The 19,652-nt window shown below is 72.1% G+C and carries 14 protein-coding genes; 5 read left to right on the plus strand and 9 right to left on the minus strand.

Going from position 1 to position 19,652, the window contains the following annotated elements; all coding sequences use genetic code 11:
- Nucleotides 1-110: 110 nt before the first annotated feature.
- On the minus strand, nucleotides 111-1,724 hold the full coding sequence (locus ACFYPS_RS29055; protein WP_354967271.1) for an ABC transporter permease: 1,614 nt from the start codon (nucleotides 1,722-1,724) through the stop codon (nucleotides 111-113).
- Complete coding sequence (locus ACFYPS_RS29060) at nucleotides 1,721-2,620, minus strand: ABC transporter ATP-binding protein (protein ID WP_354967270.1); 900 nt, start codon at nucleotides 2,618-2,620, stop codon at nucleotides 1,721-1,723. The genes ACFYPS_RS29055 and ACFYPS_RS29060 overlap by 4 nt, the downstream gene beginning before the upstream one ends.
- 91 nt (nucleotides 2,621-2,711) lie before the next feature.
- Here ACFYPS_RS29060 and ACFYPS_RS29065 point away from each other — a divergent pair, with 91 nt between their 5' ends.
- A complete protein-coding gene (locus ACFYPS_RS29065; RefSeq protein WP_354967269.1) occupies nucleotides 2,712-3,206 on the plus strand; it encodes a MarR family transcriptional regulator in 495 nt (164 codons plus the stop codon).
- Nucleotides 3,207-3,215: 9 nt separating this feature from the next.
- Here ACFYPS_RS29065 and ACFYPS_RS29070 read toward each other — a convergent pair whose 3' ends face one another.
- Both ACFYPS_RS29070 and ACFYPS_RS29075 read right to left on the minus strand, forming a co-directional pair.
- Nucleotides 3,216-3,770: a response regulator gene (locus tag ACFYPS_RS29070; RefSeq protein ID WP_354967268.1), complete on the minus strand. Its 555-nt coding sequence runs from the start codon at nucleotides 3,768-3,770 to the stop codon at nucleotides 3,216-3,218.
- The gene (locus ACFYPS_RS29075) at nucleotides 3,767-8,134 is read right to left on the minus strand and encodes a HAMP domain-containing protein (protein WP_387328498.1); all 4,368 of its coding nucleotides are present in this window, start codon (nucleotides 8,132-8,134) and stop codon (nucleotides 3,767-3,769) included. Before ACFYPS_RS29075 ends, ACFYPS_RS29070 begins: the two co-directional genes overlap by 4 nt.
- Nucleotides 8,135-8,467: 333 nt before the next feature.
- Here ACFYPS_RS29075 and ACFYPS_RS29080 point away from each other — a divergent pair, with 333 nt between their 5' ends.
- Nucleotides 8,468-10,543 carry a SpoIIE family protein phosphatase gene (locus tag ACFYPS_RS29080; protein ID WP_387328501.1) on the plus strand — a complete coding sequence of 692 codons (2,076 nt, stop codon included), beginning with the start codon at nucleotides 8,468-8,470 and terminating at the stop codon, nucleotides 10,541-10,543.
- Nucleotides 10,544-10,626: 83 nt separating this feature from the next.
- On the opposite strand, the gene ACFYPS_RS29085 is transcribed toward ACFYPS_RS29080, so the two are convergent.
- Entirely contained in the window at nucleotides 10,627-11,985 is a 1,359-nt protein-coding gene (locus ACFYPS_RS29085) for an FAD-binding oxidoreductase (protein WP_354967265.1), read from the minus strand.
- A gap of 96 nt (nucleotides 11,986-12,081) precedes the next feature.
- Between ACFYPS_RS29085 and ACFYPS_RS29090 the strand changes: the two genes are divergently transcribed.
- Complete coding sequence (locus ACFYPS_RS29090) at nucleotides 12,082-14,184, plus strand: S9 family peptidase (protein ID WP_354967264.1); 2,103 nt, start codon at nucleotides 12,082-12,084, stop codon at nucleotides 14,182-14,184.
- Nucleotides 14,185-14,197: 13 nt separating this feature from the next.
- Nucleotides 14,198-14,368: a hypothetical protein gene (locus ACFYPS_RS29095; RefSeq protein ID WP_354967263.1), complete on the plus strand. Its 171-nt coding sequence runs from the start codon at nucleotides 14,198-14,200 to the stop codon at nucleotides 14,366-14,368.
- A 58-nt stretch (nucleotides 14,369-14,426) separates the two neighbouring features.
- On the opposite strand, the gene ACFYPS_RS29100 is transcribed toward ACFYPS_RS29095, so the two are convergent.
- The 4 genes from ACFYPS_RS29100 to ACFYPS_RS29115 form a co-directional block, all read right to left on the minus strand.
- Entirely contained in the window at nucleotides 14,427-16,550 is a 2,124-nt protein-coding gene (locus ACFYPS_RS29100; protein ID WP_354967262.1) for a bifunctional polysaccharide deacetylase/glycosyltransferase family 2 protein, read from the minus strand.
- Between the two features lie 2 nt (nucleotides 16,551-16,552).
- Nucleotides 16,553-16,981 carry a hypothetical protein gene (locus ACFYPS_RS29105; RefSeq protein ID WP_354967261.1) on the minus strand — a complete coding sequence of 143 codons (429 nt, stop codon included), beginning with the start codon at nucleotides 16,979-16,981 and terminating at the stop codon, nucleotides 16,553-16,555.
- Nucleotides 16,982-17,160: 179 nt separating this feature from the next.
- Nucleotides 17,161-17,661: an FtsX-like permease family protein gene (locus ACFYPS_RS29110; RefSeq protein WP_354967260.1), complete on the minus strand. Its 501-nt coding sequence runs from the start codon at nucleotides 17,659-17,661 to the stop codon at nucleotides 17,161-17,163.
- 566 nt (nucleotides 17,662-18,227) lie between these two features.
- Nucleotides 18,228-18,806 (minus strand): TIGR03086 family metal-binding protein, encoded by a 579-nt coding sequence (locus ACFYPS_RS29115; RefSeq protein ID WP_387328507.1) that lies wholly within the window; start codon nucleotides 18,804-18,806, stop codon nucleotides 18,228-18,230.
- Nucleotides 18,807-18,837: 31 nt separating this feature from the next.
- Between ACFYPS_RS29115 and ACFYPS_RS29120 the strand changes: the two genes are divergently transcribed.
- Nucleotides 18,838-19,635 carry an AraC family transcriptional regulator gene (locus ACFYPS_RS29120; protein WP_354967257.1) on the plus strand — a complete coding sequence of 266 codons (798 nt, stop codon included), beginning with the start codon at nucleotides 18,838-18,840 and terminating at the stop codon, nucleotides 19,633-19,635.
- The last annotated feature ends 17 nt before the right edge of the window (nucleotides 19,636-19,652 follow it).

Raw genomic sequence — 19,652 nt, forward strand, 5'->3', positions numbered from 1 at the left:
CCTCCCCCTCCCCGCCGGCCCGCGCCTCCCCTGTTGATCATGAAGTTATTGCCACTTCCTGTCCCATTTGTCGGCAATAACCTCATGATCAACGCCTTGGATCGGGCCGGTCAGGGGGTGGGGACGTCCCGGGTTTGGAAGGTTTTCAGGGCTGCCGCGGTCAGGGCGGCTGTCACGGCGGCCAGGGCGACCAGCGGGGTGACGGTCCAGTCGGGGCCGAGGACCTGTGGGGTGTGGGTGAACGGGGAGAGGTCCAGCGCCCATTGGTCCAGCTCCAGCACCGCACCGAGCTGACCGAGCAGCAGGCAGCCGGCGAGCACCGCCCAGGCGCCCGTGGAGAACCGGGGCAGCCAGCCGACCAGCAACGCCGCCAGCCCGGCCAGCACCCAGGCCGCCGGCACCTGGGCCAGGCCGGCACCGAGCAGCCGGGGCAGCTCGCCCCCGACGTCGCCCACGCTGAGGCCGTATGCCAGCCCGGTGGCGAGCCCGGTCACGGAGAGCACCACCGCCGGGCCGAGCAGGGCGAAGAGCAGGTGCGCCGCCAGCCAGCGGGTCCGGCTCACCGCCGTGGCGAGCAGCGGTTCAGCCCGCCCGGCGGTCTCCTCCGCCCGCGCCCGCAGCGCGGCCTGGATGCCGTACCCGGCGGCGGCCAGCGCGGTCAGGCTCAACGTCCCACCGAGGTACGCCTCCGCGAGCGCGGAGGTGCCACCCAACCGTGCCAGGATCTCGGCGACCTGCTGATTGCCCTGCACCGCGTCGCCGGCGGCATCCGCCGCGCCGCCGAGCACCAGGCCGAGCAGCCCGAACCCGACGGTCCAGCCGAGCAACTGGCCCCGATGCAGCCGCCAGGCCAGGCCGAACGGGCCCGCCAGCCGCGGCCCCGCGGTCGCCGGGCCGAGCTGGGGCGGGAACACCCCGGCGCCGAGGTCGCGGCGCACCGAGACGGGGTACGCGACGAGCGCGACCACCGCACTGAACAGCACCGGCAGCAGCAGCACCCACCAGCGCTCGTCGGCGAAGGCCCGAACCCGGGCCGACCAGCCCAGCGGGGAGAGCCAGCTCAGCCACTCCGCGCTCCCGCCGGTGCCGCCGGAACCCCCCGCGTCGCCGGCCAGCCGCAGCACGAAGGCCAGCCCGAGCGCGGCCAGGCCGATCCCGCGCGCCCCGGTCGCGCTCTCGGTGAGCTGCGCGGCCAGCCCGCCGAGCGTGGCGAAGACGATGCCGGTGAGCGCCAGCCCGGCGCCGAAGAGCAGCGAGCCGGCACCGGGCAGGCCTGCGGCGACCAGGCTGCCGGCGGTGAGCAGGCCGAGAAGCAGGTTCGCGGCGTACGTCACCAGCAGCGCGGCGGTCAGCCCGGCGTACCGGCCCAGCACCGTGGCGCCGAGCAGCTCGCGCCGGCCGGCCTCCTCTTCCGTCCGGGTGTGCCGGACCACGGTGAGCACGCTGACCAGTGCGGCGATCAACGCCAGCAGGCCGGCCCGCTGGACGGTGAGCGCGCCGACGCTGTCGCCGTACACCGGGCCGAGCAGGGCGACGATCGACGGGTTGCTCGCCGTACCGGCCAGGTACGTGGCCCGCTCGGCGGCGGTCGGGTACAGCTCGGCGTACGTGCCGGCGTAGCTGGCCGGCAGCACGGCCAGCAGCAGGATCCAGATCGGCAGCACGACCCGGTCCCGGCGCAGGATCAGTCGCACCAGGTGCCTCGTGCCGGTGAACGCGCTCATGAGCGCACCGCCGGCTCGGCCTGGTAGTGCCGCAGGAACAGTTCCTCCAGCGTCGGCGGCTGGCTGACCAGGCTGCGTACGCCGATCTCGGTGAGTCGGCGCAGGGCGGCGTCCAGCGCGCCGTTCTCCACGTCGAAGCGCACCCGGGGCCCGTCCACGCGCAGGTCGTGCACGCCGGCCAGCTTCCCCAGCCCGTCGACCGGGCCGGTCAGCTCGGCTTCGATCGAGGTTCGTCGCAGGTGGCGCAGGTCGGTCAGGGTGCCCGTCTCGACGTCCCGACCGTTGCGGATGATCGTCACCCGGTCGCAGAGCGCCTCCACCTCGGCCAGGATGTGGCTGGAGAGCAGCACGGTGCGGCCGTCGGCCTTCGCCCGGTGGACCCAGTGCTGGAAGACCTCCTCCATCAGCGGGTCCAGGCCGGAGGTCGGCTCGTCCAGGATGAGCAGTTCGGCGTCCGAGGCGAGGGCGGCCACCAGGCCGACCTTCTGCCTGTTGCCCTTGGAGTACGCCCGGCCCTTCTTGCGCGGGTCCAGCTCGAACGAGTCGAGCAGCTCGGCCCGGCGGGCCGGGTCGAGACCGCCGCGCATCCGGCCGAGCAGGTCGATGACCTCCCCGCCGGAGAGGTTGGGCCAGAGCGTCACGTCGCCCGGCACGTACGCCAGCCGGCGGTGCAGGGCCACCGCGTCGCGCCACGGGTCACCACCGAGCAGTCGGACGGCCCCCGCGTCCGCCCGCAGCAGGCCGAGCAGCGCTCGGATGGTGGTCGATTTGCCGGCGCCGTTCGGGCCGAGGAAGCCGTGCACCTCGCCGGCGCGGACGGTCAGGTCGAGACCGTCGAGCGCCCGGGTCCGGCCGAAGGTCTTGACCAGGCCGGACACCTCAATGGGAGTTTCCATGTATCGGAAGCTACACTCGTTTCACAAAGTTGTGAAGACTGTGAGATCCGGGGCACCATCGGGGCCACACGAGCAGGCAGGAGAGATCGTCATGGCAGCCACCGACGGCCACGACCCGGTGCACCTATTCGTCGAGCGGATGGCGTTGACCTTCGCCGAGGTCGGTTCTCCGCGGATGGCCGCCCGGGTGCTGTTCACCGTGATGAGCTCGGACGACCCGTTGACCGCCGCCGAGATCGGCGAGCGGCTCGGAGTGAGCGCGGCGGCGGTCAGCGGTGCGGTCCGCTACCTCACCCAGTTCAGCATGCTGGTCCGCGAACCGGTCCCGAGGTCCCGCCGGGATCGCTACCGGATGCCGGACAACCCCTGGTACGAGGCGACCATCACCAAGACCGGGATCTACAAGGCGTTCATCGACGTCGCCGAGTCCGGGGTGGCCGCCCTCGGGCCAGACACGCCGGCCGGCGAACGAGTGGCCGAGATGCGCGACTTCTTCCTCTTCGTGCAAGAGGAAATCGACTCGCTGGGCGAGCGCTGGCGGGCCCGGCGCGCCGCCACCGGCCACATCCGGCCCGGCGAGGCCTGAGCGTCCCGGTCAGGAGGTGTTGCCCCAGCGGGCCTGCTCGAGCAGCCGCACCGCACGGTCCCGGCTCTCCGGCTCGTCGGAGCGGAGCAGCGTGGTCGCCTCGTCGACCGCGTCGGTGAGCCGCCGCCACTGCGTGTCGCGCTCCCGCACCAGGTCCGACTGGGCGGCCAACTGCCGGGTCTTCACCCACAGCTCGACGAAGACCGACACCTTGGCCCGCAGCACCCACGGATCGAACGGCTTGGTCAGGTAGTCCACCGCGCCCACCTGGTACCCGCGCAGGGCGAGCTGCGCGTCCCGGTCAGCGGCGGTGAGGAAGATGATCGGCACGTGCCGGGTCCGCTCCCGGCGCTTGATGTGGCTGGCCGTCTCGAAGCCGTCCATGTCCGGCATCTGCGCGTCCAGCAGGATCACCGCGAAGTCGTCCACCAACAGCTGCTTGAGCGCCGCCTCGCCGCTCTCCACCGCCACCGACTGAACCGGCAGGCCCTGGAGGATCGCCTCCAGGGCCATCAGATTTTCCCGCCGGTCGTCCACGAGCAGCGCCTTGGCCATCTGGGTCACGAAGTCTCCTCGGTCCGGCTGCCGCTGATCCAGGACGACATCAACTCGATCAGATCGTCCAGGTCTACCGGCTTGGTGATGTAGTCGCTGCCCCCGGCCGCGAGCGCCGACTCACGGTCGCCCGGCATCGCCTTCGCGGTAAGGAAGACGACCGGAAGGTCGGCGAACCGGTGGCTACGCCGGATCTGGCGGGTGGTCTCGTACCCGTCCTGGTCCGGCATCATGGCGTCCATCAGCACGATGTCCACCTCCGGATGCTCGGCCAGCAGGCGGACGCCGTCCGCCCCGTTGTCCGAGTACAGCACGGTCATCCCGTGCAGCTCCAACGCGCTGGTCAGGGCGAAGACGTTGCGCACGTCGTCGTCCACGATCAGCACGGTCGCGCCGTCCAGCTGTCGGGTGGCCGGCGCCTCCGGCCGCTGCGGCAGCAGCTCCAGCGGCGGCATCAGCAGCGACGACGGCAGGCCGGCACGCTGCGGGGACGGTGGCGCAGGCGCGACCACCGCATCCGGGGCCAGCACGTGCGGCACGAACAGGGTGAAGGTCGACCCCTGCCCCGGCGCCGACGCCACCGTGATCGTGCCGCCGATCAGCCGAGCCAGATCACGGCTGATCGACAGGCCCAGGCCGGTGCCACCGTAACGGCGGCTGGTGGTGCCGTCCGCCTGCTGGAACGCCTCGAAGATGATCGACAGCTTGTCGTCGGAGATGCCGATCCCGGTGTCGATCACGGTGAACGCGATCACCTGCTGGGCGTTGGTCAACGCCGGAACGTCGAACACCACGTTCTCCGCCGCCGGGCCGATCCGCAACGTCACCGCGCCGTTGTCGGTGAACTTCACCGCGTTGGAGAGCAGATTGCGCAGGATCTGCTGCAACCGCTGCGCGTCGGTGACCAGCGCCGGCGGCAGATCCTTGCTCACCCGCACCTGGAAGTCCAGGCCCTTCTCCTCGGCCTCCGGTGCGAACGCCTGCTCCACGTAGCCGCGAATCTCCGCGAACCGGATCTCGGTCGGCTCGACGTCCATCCGCCCTGCCTCGATCTTGGACAGGTCCAGGATGTCGTCGATCAGCCTGAGCAGGTCCGAGCCGGCGCTGTGGATGGTCCGGGCGAACTCGATCTGCTTCGGGTTGAGGTTCTGCTCCGAGTTCTCCGCCAGCAGCCGGGCCAGCAGCAGCAACGAGTTCAGCGGCGTCCGCAGCTCGTGGCTCATGTTGGCCAGGAACTCCGACTTGTACGCCGAGGCCCGGGTGAGCTGCTGCGCCTTCTCCTCCAGGCCGAGCCGGGCCAGCTCGATCTCCCGGTTCTTCGTCTCGATGTTGCCCTTCTGCTCGAAGAGCAGCGTGGCCTTCTCCTCCAGCTCGGCGTTGGTGCGCTGCAACTCCGCGGACTGCTCCTGGAGCTCGTGCGCCAGCCGCTGCGACTGGGCCAGCAGCTCCTCCGTACGCCGGTTGGCCTGGATGGTGTTGACCGCGATGCCGATGGTCAGCACCAGCCGCTCCAGGAACGACAGGTGCAGCTCGGAGAAGGCCGCCACGCTGGCGAACTCGATCACCCCGAGCAGCTCCCCCTCGAACAGCACGGGGAGCACCACCAGATCGGACGGGGGTGTCTCGGCCAGCCCCGAGCGCAGGGTGAGCCGGCTGTTCGGGGAGGCGCTGACCCGGATCGTCCGGCGGGAGAGCGCGGTCTGCCCGACCAGCCCCTCGCCCGGCCCGAAGGTGACGTCGTGCCCCCGCGCCACGTACCCGTAGGAGGAGGTCAACCGCAGCCGCATGCTGCCGTCGGTGTCGTCGGCCAGGAAGAAGGCGCCGAGCTGGGCGTCGACCAGCGGGGTCACCTCGGTCATGATCATGCGGCAGACCTCGCCCAGGTCCCGCTGGCCCTGCAACAGACCGCCGATGCGGGCCAGGTTCGAGTCCAGCCAGCCCTGCTCGGCGTTCTTCTTGGTCGTCTCCCGAAGGGTGACGATCATCTGGTTGATGTTGTCCTTCAGCTCGGCGACCTCGCCCTGCGCCTTGACCGCGATCCGCTGGGTCAGGTCGCCGCGGGTCACCGACGTGGACACCTGCGCGATGGCCCGCAGCTGGGTGGTCAGCGTCGAGGCGAGCTGGTTGACGTTCTCGGTGAGGTCCCGCCAGGTGCCGGAGACACCCTTCACCTGCGCCTGACCGCCCAGCTTGCCCTCGATGCCGACCTCACGGGCCACCCGGGTCACCTCGTCGGCGAACGACGAGAGCTGGTCCACCATCGTGTTGACCGTGGACTTCAGCTCCAGGATCTCGCCCTGCGCGTCCACCGTGATCTTCTGGCTCAGGTCGCCCTTGGCCACGGCAGTGGTCACCGAGGCGATGTTGCGGACCTGGCTGGTCAGGTTCGACGCCATCGAGTTGACGTTGTCGGTCAGGTCCCGCCAGGTGCCGGAGACACCCTTCACCTGCGCCTGACCGCCCAGCTTGCCCTCGGTGCCCACCTCACGGGCCACCCGGGTCACCTCGTCGGCGAACGACGACAACTGGTCCACCATCGTGTTGACCGTGGACTTCAACTCCAGGATCTCGCCCCGAGCGTCCACCGTGATCTTCTGTGACAGGTCACCCTTCGCCACCGCCGTCGAGACCTGGGCGATGTTGCGCACCTGGGCCGTCAGGTTCGACGCCATCGAGTTGACGTTGTCGGTCAGGTCCCGCCAGGTGCCGGCGACCCCGCGTACCTGCGCCTGGCCGCCCAGCTTGCCCTCGGTGCCCACCTCGCGGGCCACCCGGGTCACCTCGTCGGCGAACGACGACAGCTGGTCCACCATCGTGTTGACCGTGGACTTCAACTCCAGGATCTCGCCCCGAGCGTCCACCGTGATCTTCTGGCTCAGGTCGCCCTTCGCGACGGCCGTGGTCACCGAGGCGATGTTGCGGACCTGGCTGGTCAGGTTCGACGCCATCGAGTTCACGTTGTCCGTCAGGTCCCGCCACGTACCGCTGACGCCCTTGACCTGCGCCTGGCCGCCCAGGTTGCCCTCGGTGCCCACCTCGCGCGCGACCCGGGTCACCTCGTCGGCGAACGACGACAACTGGTCCACCATCGTGTTGACCGTGTTCTTCAGCTCCAGGATCTCGCCCTGGGCGTCCACCGTGATCTTCTGCGACAGGTCACCCTTGGCGACCGCCGTGGAGACCTGAGAGATGTTGCGGACCTGGCTGGTCAGGTTGCCGGCCAGCTGGTTGACGTTCTCGGTGAGGTCCCGCCAGGTGCCGGAGACCCCGCGTACCTGGGCCTGACCGCCCAGCTTGCCCTCGATGCCTACCTCGCGGGCCACCCGGGTCACCTCGTCGGCGAACGACGACAGCTGGTCCACCATCGTGTTGACGGTGTCCTTCAGTTCCAGGATCTCGCCCTGCGCCGCCACGGTGATCTTCTGCGACAGGTCGCCCCGCGCCACCGCCGTGGAGACCTGGGCGATGTTGCGGACCTGCGCGGTCAGGTTCGACGCCATCGAGTTGACGCTGTCGGTGAGGTCCTTCCAGGTGCCGGCCACGTTCGGCACCTCGGCCTGGCCGCCCAGCTTGCCCTCGGTGCCCACCTCGCGGGCCACCCGGGTCACCTGCTCGGCGAAGAGCCGCAGCGTGTCGGTGAGGTAGTTCATCGTGGCGGCCAGCTCGGCGACCTCACCGCGCGCGCCGACCGTGATCTTCTGCGACAGGTCGCCCTTGGCCACCGCCGTCGCCACCTGCGAGATCGACCGCACCTGGCCGGTCAGGTTCGACGCCATGGTGTTGACCGAGTCGGTGAGGTCCTTCCAGGTGCCGGCGACGCCCCGGACGTCGGCCTGACCGCCCAGCTTGCCCTCGGTGCCCACCTCACGGGCGACCCGGGTCACCTCGTTCGAGAACGACGACAACTGGTCGACCATCGTGTTGACCGTGCGCCCGATGCGCAGGTACTCACCGCGCAGCGGCCGGCCGTCGATCTCCAGCGCCATGTGCTGCGACAGGTCGCCGTCCGCGACCGCCACGATGACCCGGGCGATCTCCGTGGTCGGCCGGCCCAGGTCGTCGATCAGCGAGTTGATCGCCCGCTGCCCCTCCGCCCAGGACCCGTCCAGCCCCTCGTCGTCCAGACGCTCGGTGAGCCGGCCGTCCCGGCCGACGATCCGGCTGATCCGCCGCAGGTCCAGGTACTGGCGCTCCTGGAGCGAGACCACCTCGTTGAAGGCGTCCGCCACCTCGCCGCCCTTACCGGCGCGGCGGGGAAGCCGGACCTTCAGGTCGCCGCGACGGACCCGCCGCAGCGCCTCGGTCAACTCACCGAGGAGCGCCTCGTGGTCGGCTGCGGACGGATCCGCCACCGACTGCTTCGCCGTGGTCATCATTCCTCGCTCAACTCGGGGGCGCCGGTCCGTGCGGACACGCCGCCACCCATATTGTGCCCGCGCGCGCCGCAGTGCCAGGGTTCGCGACCCGCCGATCAGCTCCTGCTAACCCTCGAATCCGCTCGATGCCGTCGATTCGGAACGGCCGGTCGCGGACCTCGCCCCGGTGCCGAACCCCGCCGCACCGCACCGATCGCGCCTAACCGGTCGACGTTAAGAAGGGGCCCCTGCTCTACCGCAGGCGTTAACAGGGGGCCCTTCCTTCGTGCGAGTTGGCGGCAATGGCCGATCGGGTTGGCACCCGGTAGGGGGACGGTGGAGGATACGGGGGTGTCAGCCGAGGCGGGGCCCGCGACTGCCGGGGCCCGGAGCGGGGCGGTCCGGCGTGTCCGCCTGCCCGCTGACCGGCGCACGCCGGCTGCCGCTCGGGCGGTGGTCCGCTCGGCGCTGGCCGAGGCGCACCTGGACGAGCTGGCCAACGAGGCGCTGCTGCTCACCACGGAGTTGACCACCAACGCCGTCGAGCACGCCCGTACCGAACTGGACATCGAGGTCGTGGCGGACGAGGTCGGGCTGTCCGTGACCGTCTCCGACTTCGCGCCCGGGTCGGGCGATGAGCTGACCGTGGGCACCCGCAACGACGCCACCGAGATCAACGAGGTCTCCGAGCGGGGCCGGGGGCTCCTGCTGGTCGACCACTTCGCCAGCCGCTGGGGCACCACGTACCTGCCCACCGGCAAGGGCGTCTGGTTCCGGCTGGACCGCCCCGGCGTCGACCCGCCGGCCGAGGGCACCGCGGGTGGCGAGTCGATGCCGGGCAGCGCCGGCCCGGGGGCCGCTATCGACAGCTCCGCGCCGAGCGCCAGCGCGATGAGCGAACTCATGCAGACCGCCCCCGACGTGTACGCGGACGATCCGCTGCCTGACTTCGCCACCAACCTGCTCAGCCGGGTGGCCGAAATGGTCGGCGCGGCCGGCGGCATGATCCGCCTGGACCGGGGCGACGGCCAGGGCCGCCAGGTGCTGGCCCGCTTCGGCCGACAGCCCCGCGCCGACACGGAGTTGCTCCGGGTGCCGCTGTCGGTGCACCGCCCGTACGCGGGCGAGCTGGAGCTGGACGCCGCACCGTCGGCGTACGCCCAGCCGCTGGCGGTGCTGACCGCCGAGCGGCTGTCGCTGCACCTTGAGAACGACCGGCTGCGCCGGGCCGACGTCCGCCGGCAGACATGGCTGACGTTCCTGGCCGAGGCGAGCGAGTTGTTGGCCCAGTCGCTGGACGTCGAGCTGACCATGGCGCTGATTCCGCAGCTGGTGGTGCCGCGGCTCGGCCAGTGGTGTGCGGTGCACACCACCGACGAGTGGGGCCGGCTGCGGCTGGCGGCGGCCAGCCACGCGGACGAGTCGGTGCTGCCGCAGCTGCACAAGGTGCTGGCCGAGACGGGTCCGGACTCGATCCAGGCCCGCCTGCGCGAGGCGTCCCGCAGCGCGGGGCAGATCCCGCTCGGCGGGCCGATGGAGGGTTTCGCGGTCCCGTTGATCGCACGTGGGCAGCGGCTCGGCACCCTGACGGTGGGGCGGCACCAGCGGCACCGGCACGACCCGGACGAGGTGTCGGTGCTGGAGGACGTGGCCCGGCGCTCCGCTCTGGCCATCGAGAACGCGCGGATCCACGCCGAACGCCGCCGGGTGGCGCAGACGCTCCAGCAGTCGCTTCTGCCGCCGGTGCTGCCCGTGGTTGACGGGATCGGCTTCGCCGCCGAGTACGTCCCGACCGGCTACGACGCCGAGGTGGGCGGCGACTTCTACGACGTGGTGCCGATGCTCGACGGCCGCTGGCTGGTGGTGATCGGGGACGTCTCGGGCAAGGGCGTCCAGGCGGCTGCGGTGACCGGGCTGGTCCGGGATGTGATCCGGGTGCTGGTCGGCGACGGCAAGCCGTTGCCGGAGGCGCTGGCGCGACTCAACGAGACGTTGGTCGAGCGGGGCGGCGGCCGGTACTGCACGTTGGCCCTGGCGGCGGTCGGGCCGGGCGACGGCGACGGGCTGGACGTCTCGCTGCACCTGGCCGGGCACGACCGGCCGGTGCTGCTGGCCGCGGGTGGCGGCGCCGGTTTCGTGGGCGCCGGGGGCACCGCGCTGGGCCTGCTCGACACGATCACCTCGCCGACGGCGGAGATCACGCTCGCCCCGGGCGACGCCCTGGTCTTCTACACCGACGGGGTCACCGAGCGGCGGCGCGGCCGGGAGTTGTTCGGCACCGACCGGCTGCGGGACGCGGCCGCGCCACTGGCCGGATACTCGGCCGACGTGGTGGCCGCCCGGCTGCGCGCCGCCGCGATCAACTTCTCGGTCGAGCCGCCTCGGGACGACATCGCGATCCTGGTGCTCCGCAACGACGCGGTCTGAGACCGCACCCGGTCATCCCGCCGCCGCTCGACACGCACCGGCGGTGGCTGGACCCACGGCCGACCACAGCGGGCGCGCTCGTGTCACAGGCCGCCGGGGAGGCGGCCGGGGGCGAGCCGGTGTTCCGGGTCGAGATGCTCCTTGGCGGCCCGCAGCCGGGCCAGGCCGGCCAGCTCGCCCCAGAGGTCGACGGCCTGCCGCACCGGCGCGGGGGCGGACACCACCACGCAGCGACCCTGCCGGGCCAGCAGCACGCCCCGGACGGCGGCCAGGATGGACGCCACCCGGTCGGGGGCGAGCGCGCCGGGCAGCGCCGCGTGCACCACACCCAGCCCGGCGGAGCCTCGCACCGGCACCGGGGCGCCGGCCGCGTCGCGCAGCGCATAGACAGCGGCGTGCAGGTCGCTGATCGGCACCTCCAGGCGCAGCGCCGTGTCGCCGGGCGCGAACGGGTACCGGCGCCACCAGGGCGGCGCGGAGTGCGCGACGGTCGCCTCCCCGTGCAGCAGGCCGACCAGGCGCTCGGCGCGCTCCGTGACATCGGCCCGGCCACCCTCGAGCAGCACCACCAGGTTGCCCGCCCGGGACGGGGCACCGGATCGGCCGGACATCGACGGGTGGCGCTCCCGGGCGGTCGTCGCCGGATGCCCGGGCGGGTACGGCGTGCGCGGCCTGGGCGCCCCGGCCGGCAGGTCCAGCTCGATGGCCGCCGGCTCCAGCCGGGCGGCGAGGATCGTCCGGACCAGGTCGTGCACCTCCAGGGGCGTCCACACGGGCCGGGACACCCAGAGCCGGCTGGCTGGCACGGGCTGCACCCGCAGGCTCGCCGAGACCAGCACGCCGAGCGCTCCCTGCGAGCCGCAGAGCAGCCGGGCCAGGTCGAGCCCGGGTGCGCCACCGCCGGCGCTGACCAGCTCGCCGTCGGCTCCCAGGTAGCGGACGCCGAGGAGTTGGTCGCAGGGGCTGCCGTGGCGGTGCCGCAGCGGGCCGGCCTCACCGGCGGCGAGCACCCCGCCGAGCGTCGCCCCGGGTGACGGGGCGTCCATCGCCAACCGTTGCCCGGTGCGCTCCAGAGTGGCCTGCACCGCCCGCAGCGGGGTGCCGGCACCGACCTCGGCGACCGGCGCGCCGACCGGCTCGTGACCGATGCCGGCCAGCCGGCCGGTGTCGAGCATGATGTCGACCTGCGCGGGTGTCGCACCCCAGTCGATCTTCGTGCCGGCGCCCCGTGGCACCACCGCCAGGTTGTGCGTGGCGGCCAGCCGCAGCACCTCGGCCGCGGCGTGCGGGCCGCCGGGCACCGCCACCCAACGCGCCGGCCGACCGGCCACCTCGTCGGCCGGACCGGCGAGCCGGGCGAACGGCGGACCGCAGATCGCCGCCAACCGTCGGGTGATCTCGAGGGCTCCGGACCGGCCGAGGGAACTCGCTGCTGCAGCCATGTCGGTCATCGTACATGTGTTCGAATGCCGTGGTGGCGACTATCGGGATGCCGCTGGTCCGGCGCGCGGAGCGGGCCGGCCGGTAACGTGGCCGCCGTGACCACCGAGACTGCCCCGCCCACGGCGAAGCGGGTGCCCGCCGAGCGCACCCACCACGGCGACACCGTCGTCGACGAGTACGCCTGGCTCGCCGCCAAGGACGACCCGGAGACGCTCGCCTACCTGACCGCCGAGAACGCGTACACCGAGGAGCGCACGGCGCACCTGGCCGAGCTGCGCGCGGACCTGTACGAGGAGATCCGGCAGCGCACCCGGGAGACCGACCTGACCGTGCCGACCCGCAAGGGCGGGCACTGGTACTACACCCGGACGGTGGAGGGGCAGCAGTACGGGGTGCACTGCCGGCGCGCGGTCCGGGACTCCGAGACCGACCCACCGGTCAGTGCGGACGGCGCGCCGCTGGACGGTGAGGAGGTGCTGCTCGACGGCAACCTGCTGGCCGAGGGGCACGACTTCTTCTCGCTGGGCGCCTTCGACGTCAGCCCGGACGGGCGCTGGCTGGCCTACTCCACCGACTTCTCCGGCGACGAGCGGTTCACGCTGCGGGTGAAGGACCTGACCACCGGCGAACTGCTCCCGGACGAGATCCCCGGCACCTTCTACGGCACGGCCTGGTCGACGGACGCCTCCGTGCTGTTCTACGTGACGGTGGACGACGCCTGGCGGCCGAACCGGGTCTGGCGGCACACCCTCGGCTCGGCTGCCGCCGACGACGTGGTGGTCCACCAGGAGGACGACGAGCGGTTCTGGGTGGGCGTGGAGCTGACCCGGTCGGAGAAGTTCATCCTGATCGACATCCACAGCAAAGTCACCAGCGAGGTGCTGGTGATCCCGGCGGCCAACCCGACCGGCGCGCCGGCCGTGATCGCGCCGCGGCGGCAGGGCGTCGAGTACACGGTGGAGCACCACGGCCACCGCTTCCTGATCATGCACAACGACGGCGCGGAGGACTTCGCGTTGGCGTTCACCTCGGCGGACGTTCCCGGCGACTGGGTGCCGCTGATCGAACACCGCCCCGGCACCCGGCTGGAGGCCGTGGACGCCTTCGCGAACCACCTGGTGGTGTCACTGCGTACCGACGGGCTCACCGGGCTGCGGGTGCTACCGGTCGGCAGCGGCGACGAGTACGACATCGACTTCCCCGAGCCGCTGTACAGCGTCGGGCTGGACGCCAACCCGGAGTACCGCACCGGGCAGGTCCGGCTGCGCTACTCCTCGCTGGTCACCCCGGACTCGGTGTACGACTACGACCTGGTCACCCGGCAGATGGTGCTGCGCAGGCAGAAGCCGGTGCTGCCCGGGCCGGACGGGCGGCCGTACGACCCGGCCGAGTACGAGCAGCACCGCGACTGGGCGCTGGCCGACGACGGCACCCGGGTGCCGATCTCGCTGGTCTGCCGGGTCGGCACGCCCCGGGACGGCTCGGCCCCCTGCGAGCTGTACGGCTACGGCTCGTACGAGGCCAGCATGGACCCGTGGTTCTCGGTGGCCCGACTGTCGCTGCTGGACCGGGGTGTGGTCTTCGCGGTGGCGCACACCCGGGGTGGTGGCGAGCTGGGCCGGCGCTGGTACGACCAGGGCAAGCTGCTGGCCAAGAAGAACACCTTCACCGACTTCGTCGCCTGCGCCCGACACCTGGTCAAGGCCGGCTGGACGGCCAGCGACCGGCTGGTCGCCCGGGGCGCCTCGGCCGGGGGCCTGTTGATGGGCGCGGTGGCCAACCTCGCCCCGGACGCGTTCACCGGGATCGTCGCGCAGGTGCCGTTCGTGGACGCCCTCACCTCGATCCTCGACCCGTCGCTGCCGCTGACCGTCACCGAGTGGGAGGAGTGGGGCAACCCCCTCGACGACCCCGAGGTGTACGCGTACATGAAGTCCTACACGCCGTACGAGAACGTGGCGCCGGTGGACTACCCGGCGATCCTCGCGGTGACCAGCCTCAACGACACGCGGGTGCTCTACTCGGAGCCGGCGAAGTGGATCGCCCGGTTGCGGGCGGTCGCCCCGGGCGGCGACTACCTGCTCAAGACCGAGATGGGCGCGGGGCACGGCGGCCCGAGCGGCCGCTACGACGCCTGGCGCGAGGAGGCGTTCATCAACGCCTGGATCCTGGACCGCCTCGGCCGCGCCGGACGGTGATCGGGGGGCGGCCATGACCGACGAGGACGAGGCGGGGACCGCTGCGCCGCCGGGTGCGGCCCGGCGCGCATCCGCCTGGATGATCCTCGCGGTGGTGGCCGCCGCCCTGCTCGTCTGCTGCTGCTCCGCTGCCGTCGGCCTGCTGATCTCCTGGTCCGCGGGCCTCTTCCACGCCCCGACCTGACCGGCGGACCAGGAGATCAGCAGGCCGGTCAGGTCCGGGGACCGGCAGTGCCGGCCGGTCAGCGGCGACCGGCGCCGACCAGCGCCGCGGCCTCGCCGGTACGCACCATCCGCTGCCAGCGCAGCCTGTTGCCGATCAGCGCGGTGACCACCGACTGCACCACCACCAGGTACATCAGCTGCCGGTAGACCAACTGTTGGAACGGCAGCGCCCACAGTGGCCCGTACCGCTCCCGGTCCAGGTGCAGCGCGTAGCCGGCGGTGGCCGCCTGGAGCAACAGCAGCCCGGCCCAGGCCAGGGCGAGGGTCGACCAGGGCAGGAAGAGCAGGCCGTAGACGGCGAACACGTCGACCGCCGGCGCGGTCAGCGGCAGCACGATCTGGAAGACCATGAGGTACGGCAGCCCGCGCTGCCCGAGCTTGCCGCCGGCACCCGACTCGCGCAGCGCGTGCCGGTGCTTCCACATCGCCTGCATCGTGCCGTAGCACCAGCGGTAGCGCTGTCGCCACAGCTGGCGCAGCGACGAGGGGGCCTCGGTCCAGGCGATGGCCGACTCCTCATAGATCACCCGCCACCCGGCCCTGAGCACCTGCATGGTCAGGTCGGTGTCCTCGGCCAGCGTGTCCGCCGGCACCCCGCCTACCCGCAGCAGCACCTCCCGGCGGAACGCACCGATCGCGCCGGGGATGGTCGGCATGCACTCCAGCACGTCGTACATCCGCCGGTCGAGGTTGAAGCCGATCACGTACTCGAGGTGCTGCCACCGGCCGAGCAGCCGGCGCCGGTTGGCGACCTTGGTGTTGCCGCTGATCGCGCCGACCGACGGGTCGGCGAAGCCCTGCACCAGCCGGTGCACGGTGTCCGGCTGAAACACGGTGTCGCCGTCCACCAGCACCAGCAGGTTCGCCCGGGCGGCCCGGATGCCGGTGTTCAGCGCCGCCGGCTTGCCGGCGTTGGCCTGCTTAATCACGCGTACCCCGCGCAGCCGCATCCGCTCGACGATGTCGGCGGTGCCGTCGTCCGATCCGTCGTCCACCACGATCACCTCCAGCGCCGGGTACCCGCTGGCGACCAGGGAACGGACCGTGGCGGCGATGTTCGCCGCCTCGTTGTACGCGGGAACGATCACCGACACCGGGGCGCGTACCTCTGCCCGGCCCGGCCGCTGCCGGCGGACCCGGCGCACGTGCCGTTGGGCGCAGAAGACCTGCACCGCCAGACGCGCCACGCCGAGCACCAGGGCGACGGCGAGCAGCAGGTTCATCGCACCAGCCGACCAGCGGGCACCGGTCTGGGTCCAGCGCAGTGCGGCGCCACTCAACCGCGTGCCACCGCCTGCCGGAACCATCGACGGCGAGGCGTCGATGCCGGTGGAGACGGTGGTGAACCGGTAGCCCTGGCCGGTCAGGGTGGGCAGCAGTCGGTCCAGCGCAGCCACCGTCTGCGCCCGGTCGCCGCCCCCGTCGTGCATCAGCACCACGGCGCCCTGCCCCCGCTTCGGAGTGGCCGCCTGCACGATCTCGTCGATACCTGGGCGTTGCCAATCCCTGGTGTCCCGGTCGGCGAGCACCGCGACGTGCCCGGTCCCAGCGGCGGCGCGCAGCGCGGCGTACTCGGGCCCGGTCAGCGCGGTCGGCACCGAGGAGAACGGTGGCCGGAGCAGGGTGGTCTCCTGGCCGGTCGCCGCGGCGATCGCCTTACGGGTCAGTGACAGCTCCAGGTCACGCCGCCACGCCGGCACGGCGGCGAGGTTGGCGTGGGTGAAGGTGTGCGACCCGATCTCGTGGCCCTCGGCGAGGATCCGCCGAACCAGCTCCGGATGCTCGTTGACGCGGGCCCCGACCACGAAGAAGGTCGCGTGTGCGCCGTGCCGGCGCAGCACGTCGAGCACCTGCGGGGTCCAGCGCGGGTCCGGCCCGTCGTCGAAGGTCAGCGCGATTGTCCGGTCCGGCAGGGCTCGGCTGACTGGCTCCGCCCGATCCAGCCGCAATACCGGGCCGCCCGAGCCGACCCGGGCCGGTACGCCGGCCGTGACGGAACCATCGGCGGCGGGGGCACCGGAGCCACCGGCGATACCGGTCACCACGCCGTTGACGGTGAGCGCCGCGAGCAGCAGAAGCAGTCCGAGCAGAAGAAGTAGCCAGTGTGCCCGCGGATCGCGCCGGGCCACGTGTCGCGCCATCGTCACTGCGGCTTACCGGGCGGCCTGCTCGGCCTCGCGGTGTTGCGATGCTCGTCGCCCCGGCCCGGCTGGTCGGTGGCGGATGGGGGCACGCTGGCCGTGGCCGGCGGGCCGGAGCGCCGGGGGCCGGCGGTCGGGGTGGGGCTGGGCAGAGAGGCCGATGTGCCGGTCACCGGAGAGGGCGACGGCGGATCGGCGACCTGCGGCTGGTTGATCCCGTCCACGCCGGCCTCCACCGGTAGCGGTGCACGAGGGTCGTCGGACCAGCCGGGCAGCGGCACCGAGGTGTCCAGGAAGAGCCCGGCGGCGATAAGCCCGAGGCTGGTGAGCAGGCCGAGAGCCATCGCGGCCCCGGCGATGACGGTCAGGCGGCGACGCCGGCCGGTCCCATCGACGAACACCGGCGGAGCGCCGCCCGGTTGATTGTGCATCTGCCGAACTCCCACCCTTACCGCGCCGCGAACCGTCCGGTCCGGCGCCGGAAACCCGATGGTCCGGGTCTCTGGTGCAGACAGCGGCACCGCTACCTGGGGCGTTACATCCGCTCAGGTCGTACGCAGCTCCTCCACGGCGGTGCTGGCGCGCAGGAAGAGCAGCCCGACACCGACCGTCACCAGCACTGCAGCCAAGGCGCCACCGCCCAGCCAGGCCAACTGTTCGAGCGGTACCTCCGGAATCCGCTCGGCCCGGCGGTCTCCACGACCCGGACGTACTGCTGGCGGGTCACCGGATCGTCGCAGAGAGCCGCGGTGGCGTCGCAGATCTCCGCCGACGACATGCCCGTCGTCGCCTTCGGGAAGAGCCCGCGGCCGAGCAGCGTGCCCACGCCGAGGGCGAGCACGATCGCCGGCACGGCGGGAGCCAGCGCCTGCCAGGCGACGGAGCGGCTCAGGGTGGCCCGCGGTACGCCGGTGGCGACCAGGGCGGCGTACGCCCGGCGGCGGGACACGACCCCCTCCACCAGCGCGACGATCAGCCCTCCGGCGGCGATCAGCACGGCCAGCGCGACCGCCGAGTCGACCAGATCCATCGTGGACAGATAGAACGAGTCGGCGCCCGTGTCGACACCGTCGCGCAGGCTCTGCTCCCGGTCGAGTGCGTCCTGCGCCACGAAGTAGGCGCGCGGCGCGGCCGCGCCGGACCCGACGAGCGTTTCCTTTTCGGATTCACCGCGCGAGCAGCACGCGATCCAGAGATCTGACTACCGCGTCTGCCACGTCGCGTTGAAAGCGACGTGCCCGTTGTCGCATTTGGCAAAAGACGACCAGGTGCCAACGCCCATCCAGGCGCCGTAACGGTCGTAGTCCGGGGCCCACGGCTTGTCACAACGCGTCTTTGCCCTGAACTCTCCGGTGCCGCCGCTGCAGTATGCGCCGGAGCCGTAACCGACGGCGGTCGCCGAACAGCCGGTCGGTGCGGCCTGGGCCGACCCTGACACGCCGACGAGAACGGATGCCGTAGCGGCAACCGCAAGCAAGAAAGCCCGCTTCTTCATCGCGCCTTACCCCCGTAATTGAGACCCTCGTATCAAGCAGTCATGGGAATTTATCCCATCGATAATTGTCAGTCAACACGGCTGATTGCGGACCAACGTCGACAAATACCTTGAGATGCGCTCCGGCCCGGCGCCCGGGAACACCGTGCGGCCAGGACATCCTCAAGACCGCCGGAGAATGCTCACGAGATGGAGGGCCAGGTGGGGGTGCGGCCGGTGTGGGCCAGGAGGTGGTGCAGGTTCTTGGGGTCCTGGGTGGTGGGGGTCGGGGTGGGGTCGGCGAAGACGCCCATCTTGCGGGCGGTCGGGCCCAACTGCTCGACCAGGCCGTGCAGCTCGGCCACCGCCTCGGGGGCCGGCTCGTACGCCTGGCCGGTGGCGACGGCGAGGTCCCAGCCGTGCACGGTCAGGTCCAGCAGCGCCATGCCACCGACGACGGTCTGCGGCATGCCCATGCCGGGCGACAAGCCCTCCAGGGTGGACGGGTCCGACCAGGCGGCGATCAGCCGGCCGGTCTCCGTCTCGAACCGGTCCCGCCAGCCGTCGGCCAGGTGGTCGGGCTTCTCGGACCACTCCACCGGCCGCTTCACCGCCAGTTCCTGGAAGTTCACCACCACCTCGAACAGATGGTTGAGCAGGTCCCGGACCAGGTAGTCGCGGCACGGCGTGGGCAGGTCGAGCTGATCGTCGGCGATGCCGCGCACAACGTCGACGGTTCGCGGCGCGGCAGCCGCCAGCAGATCGCTAGTGTGAGTGGCCATAGGGCCAGCGTATGAGGGTGGTCTTGAAAAAATGCGACAGCGACCGCGTGGCGACAGCCGGGGCATCCTGGACCCGGGCCGGTTGCTGCGCGAGGTTCACTTCCGGCGGCGCCTGCCGGCGGAGTCGCTACGCCCGTGGGTCGAGCACTACTGGCTGATCGACTGGGCGTTGAGCGCACCGTTCGAGCAGCGGGTCGTCCCGCACCCGGCGGTCAACGTGGTGTTCCGGCGCGACGGCGACGGGCCGGAGGCCGGTGAGGTGGCCGGGGTGGGCCGCAACCTGTTCCGAATCACCCTCACCGGCACCGGCCGGGTCTGCGGGGTCCAGTTCCGGCCCGGTGGCTTCCACCCGTTCTGGCGACGGCCGGTCGCCGAGCTGACCGGCCGCCGGCTGCCGCTGCCCGCCGGCCGGCTCGCCCCGCCCGACGACCCGGTGTGCGCGGGCACCGACGATGAGCGCTGCCGCGCGCTGGACGCCCTGCTCACCGCCTGGGCGCCCGAGCCGGACCCGGCGGTCGAGGAGGCCGTCCGGCTGGCCGAGGCGATCCGGACCGACCGGACGGTGCTGCGGGTCGACCACTTCGCCGCGCGCCACGACCTCCCGGTCCGCCGGCTGCAACGGCTGTTCACGGAATACGTGGGGGTCGGCCCGAAGTGGGTGATCCGCCGTTACCGCCTCCAGGAGGCCGTCGAGCAGGCCGCCGGAGGCCCGCTGAACTGGGCGGGCCTCGCCGCCGACCTCGGCTACAGCGACCAGGCGCACCTGGTCCGTGACTTCACGGCCGTCGCTGGGGTGTCACCGGCCGCGTACGCCCGATCGGTCCACTGAGTGCTCGGCGGGCCGGG

It is taken from the genome of Micromonospora sp. NPDC005087, from assembly GCF_042872965.1.
Classification (GTDB): domain Bacteria; phylum Actinomycetota; class Actinomycetes; order Mycobacteriales; family Micromonosporaceae; genus Micromonospora.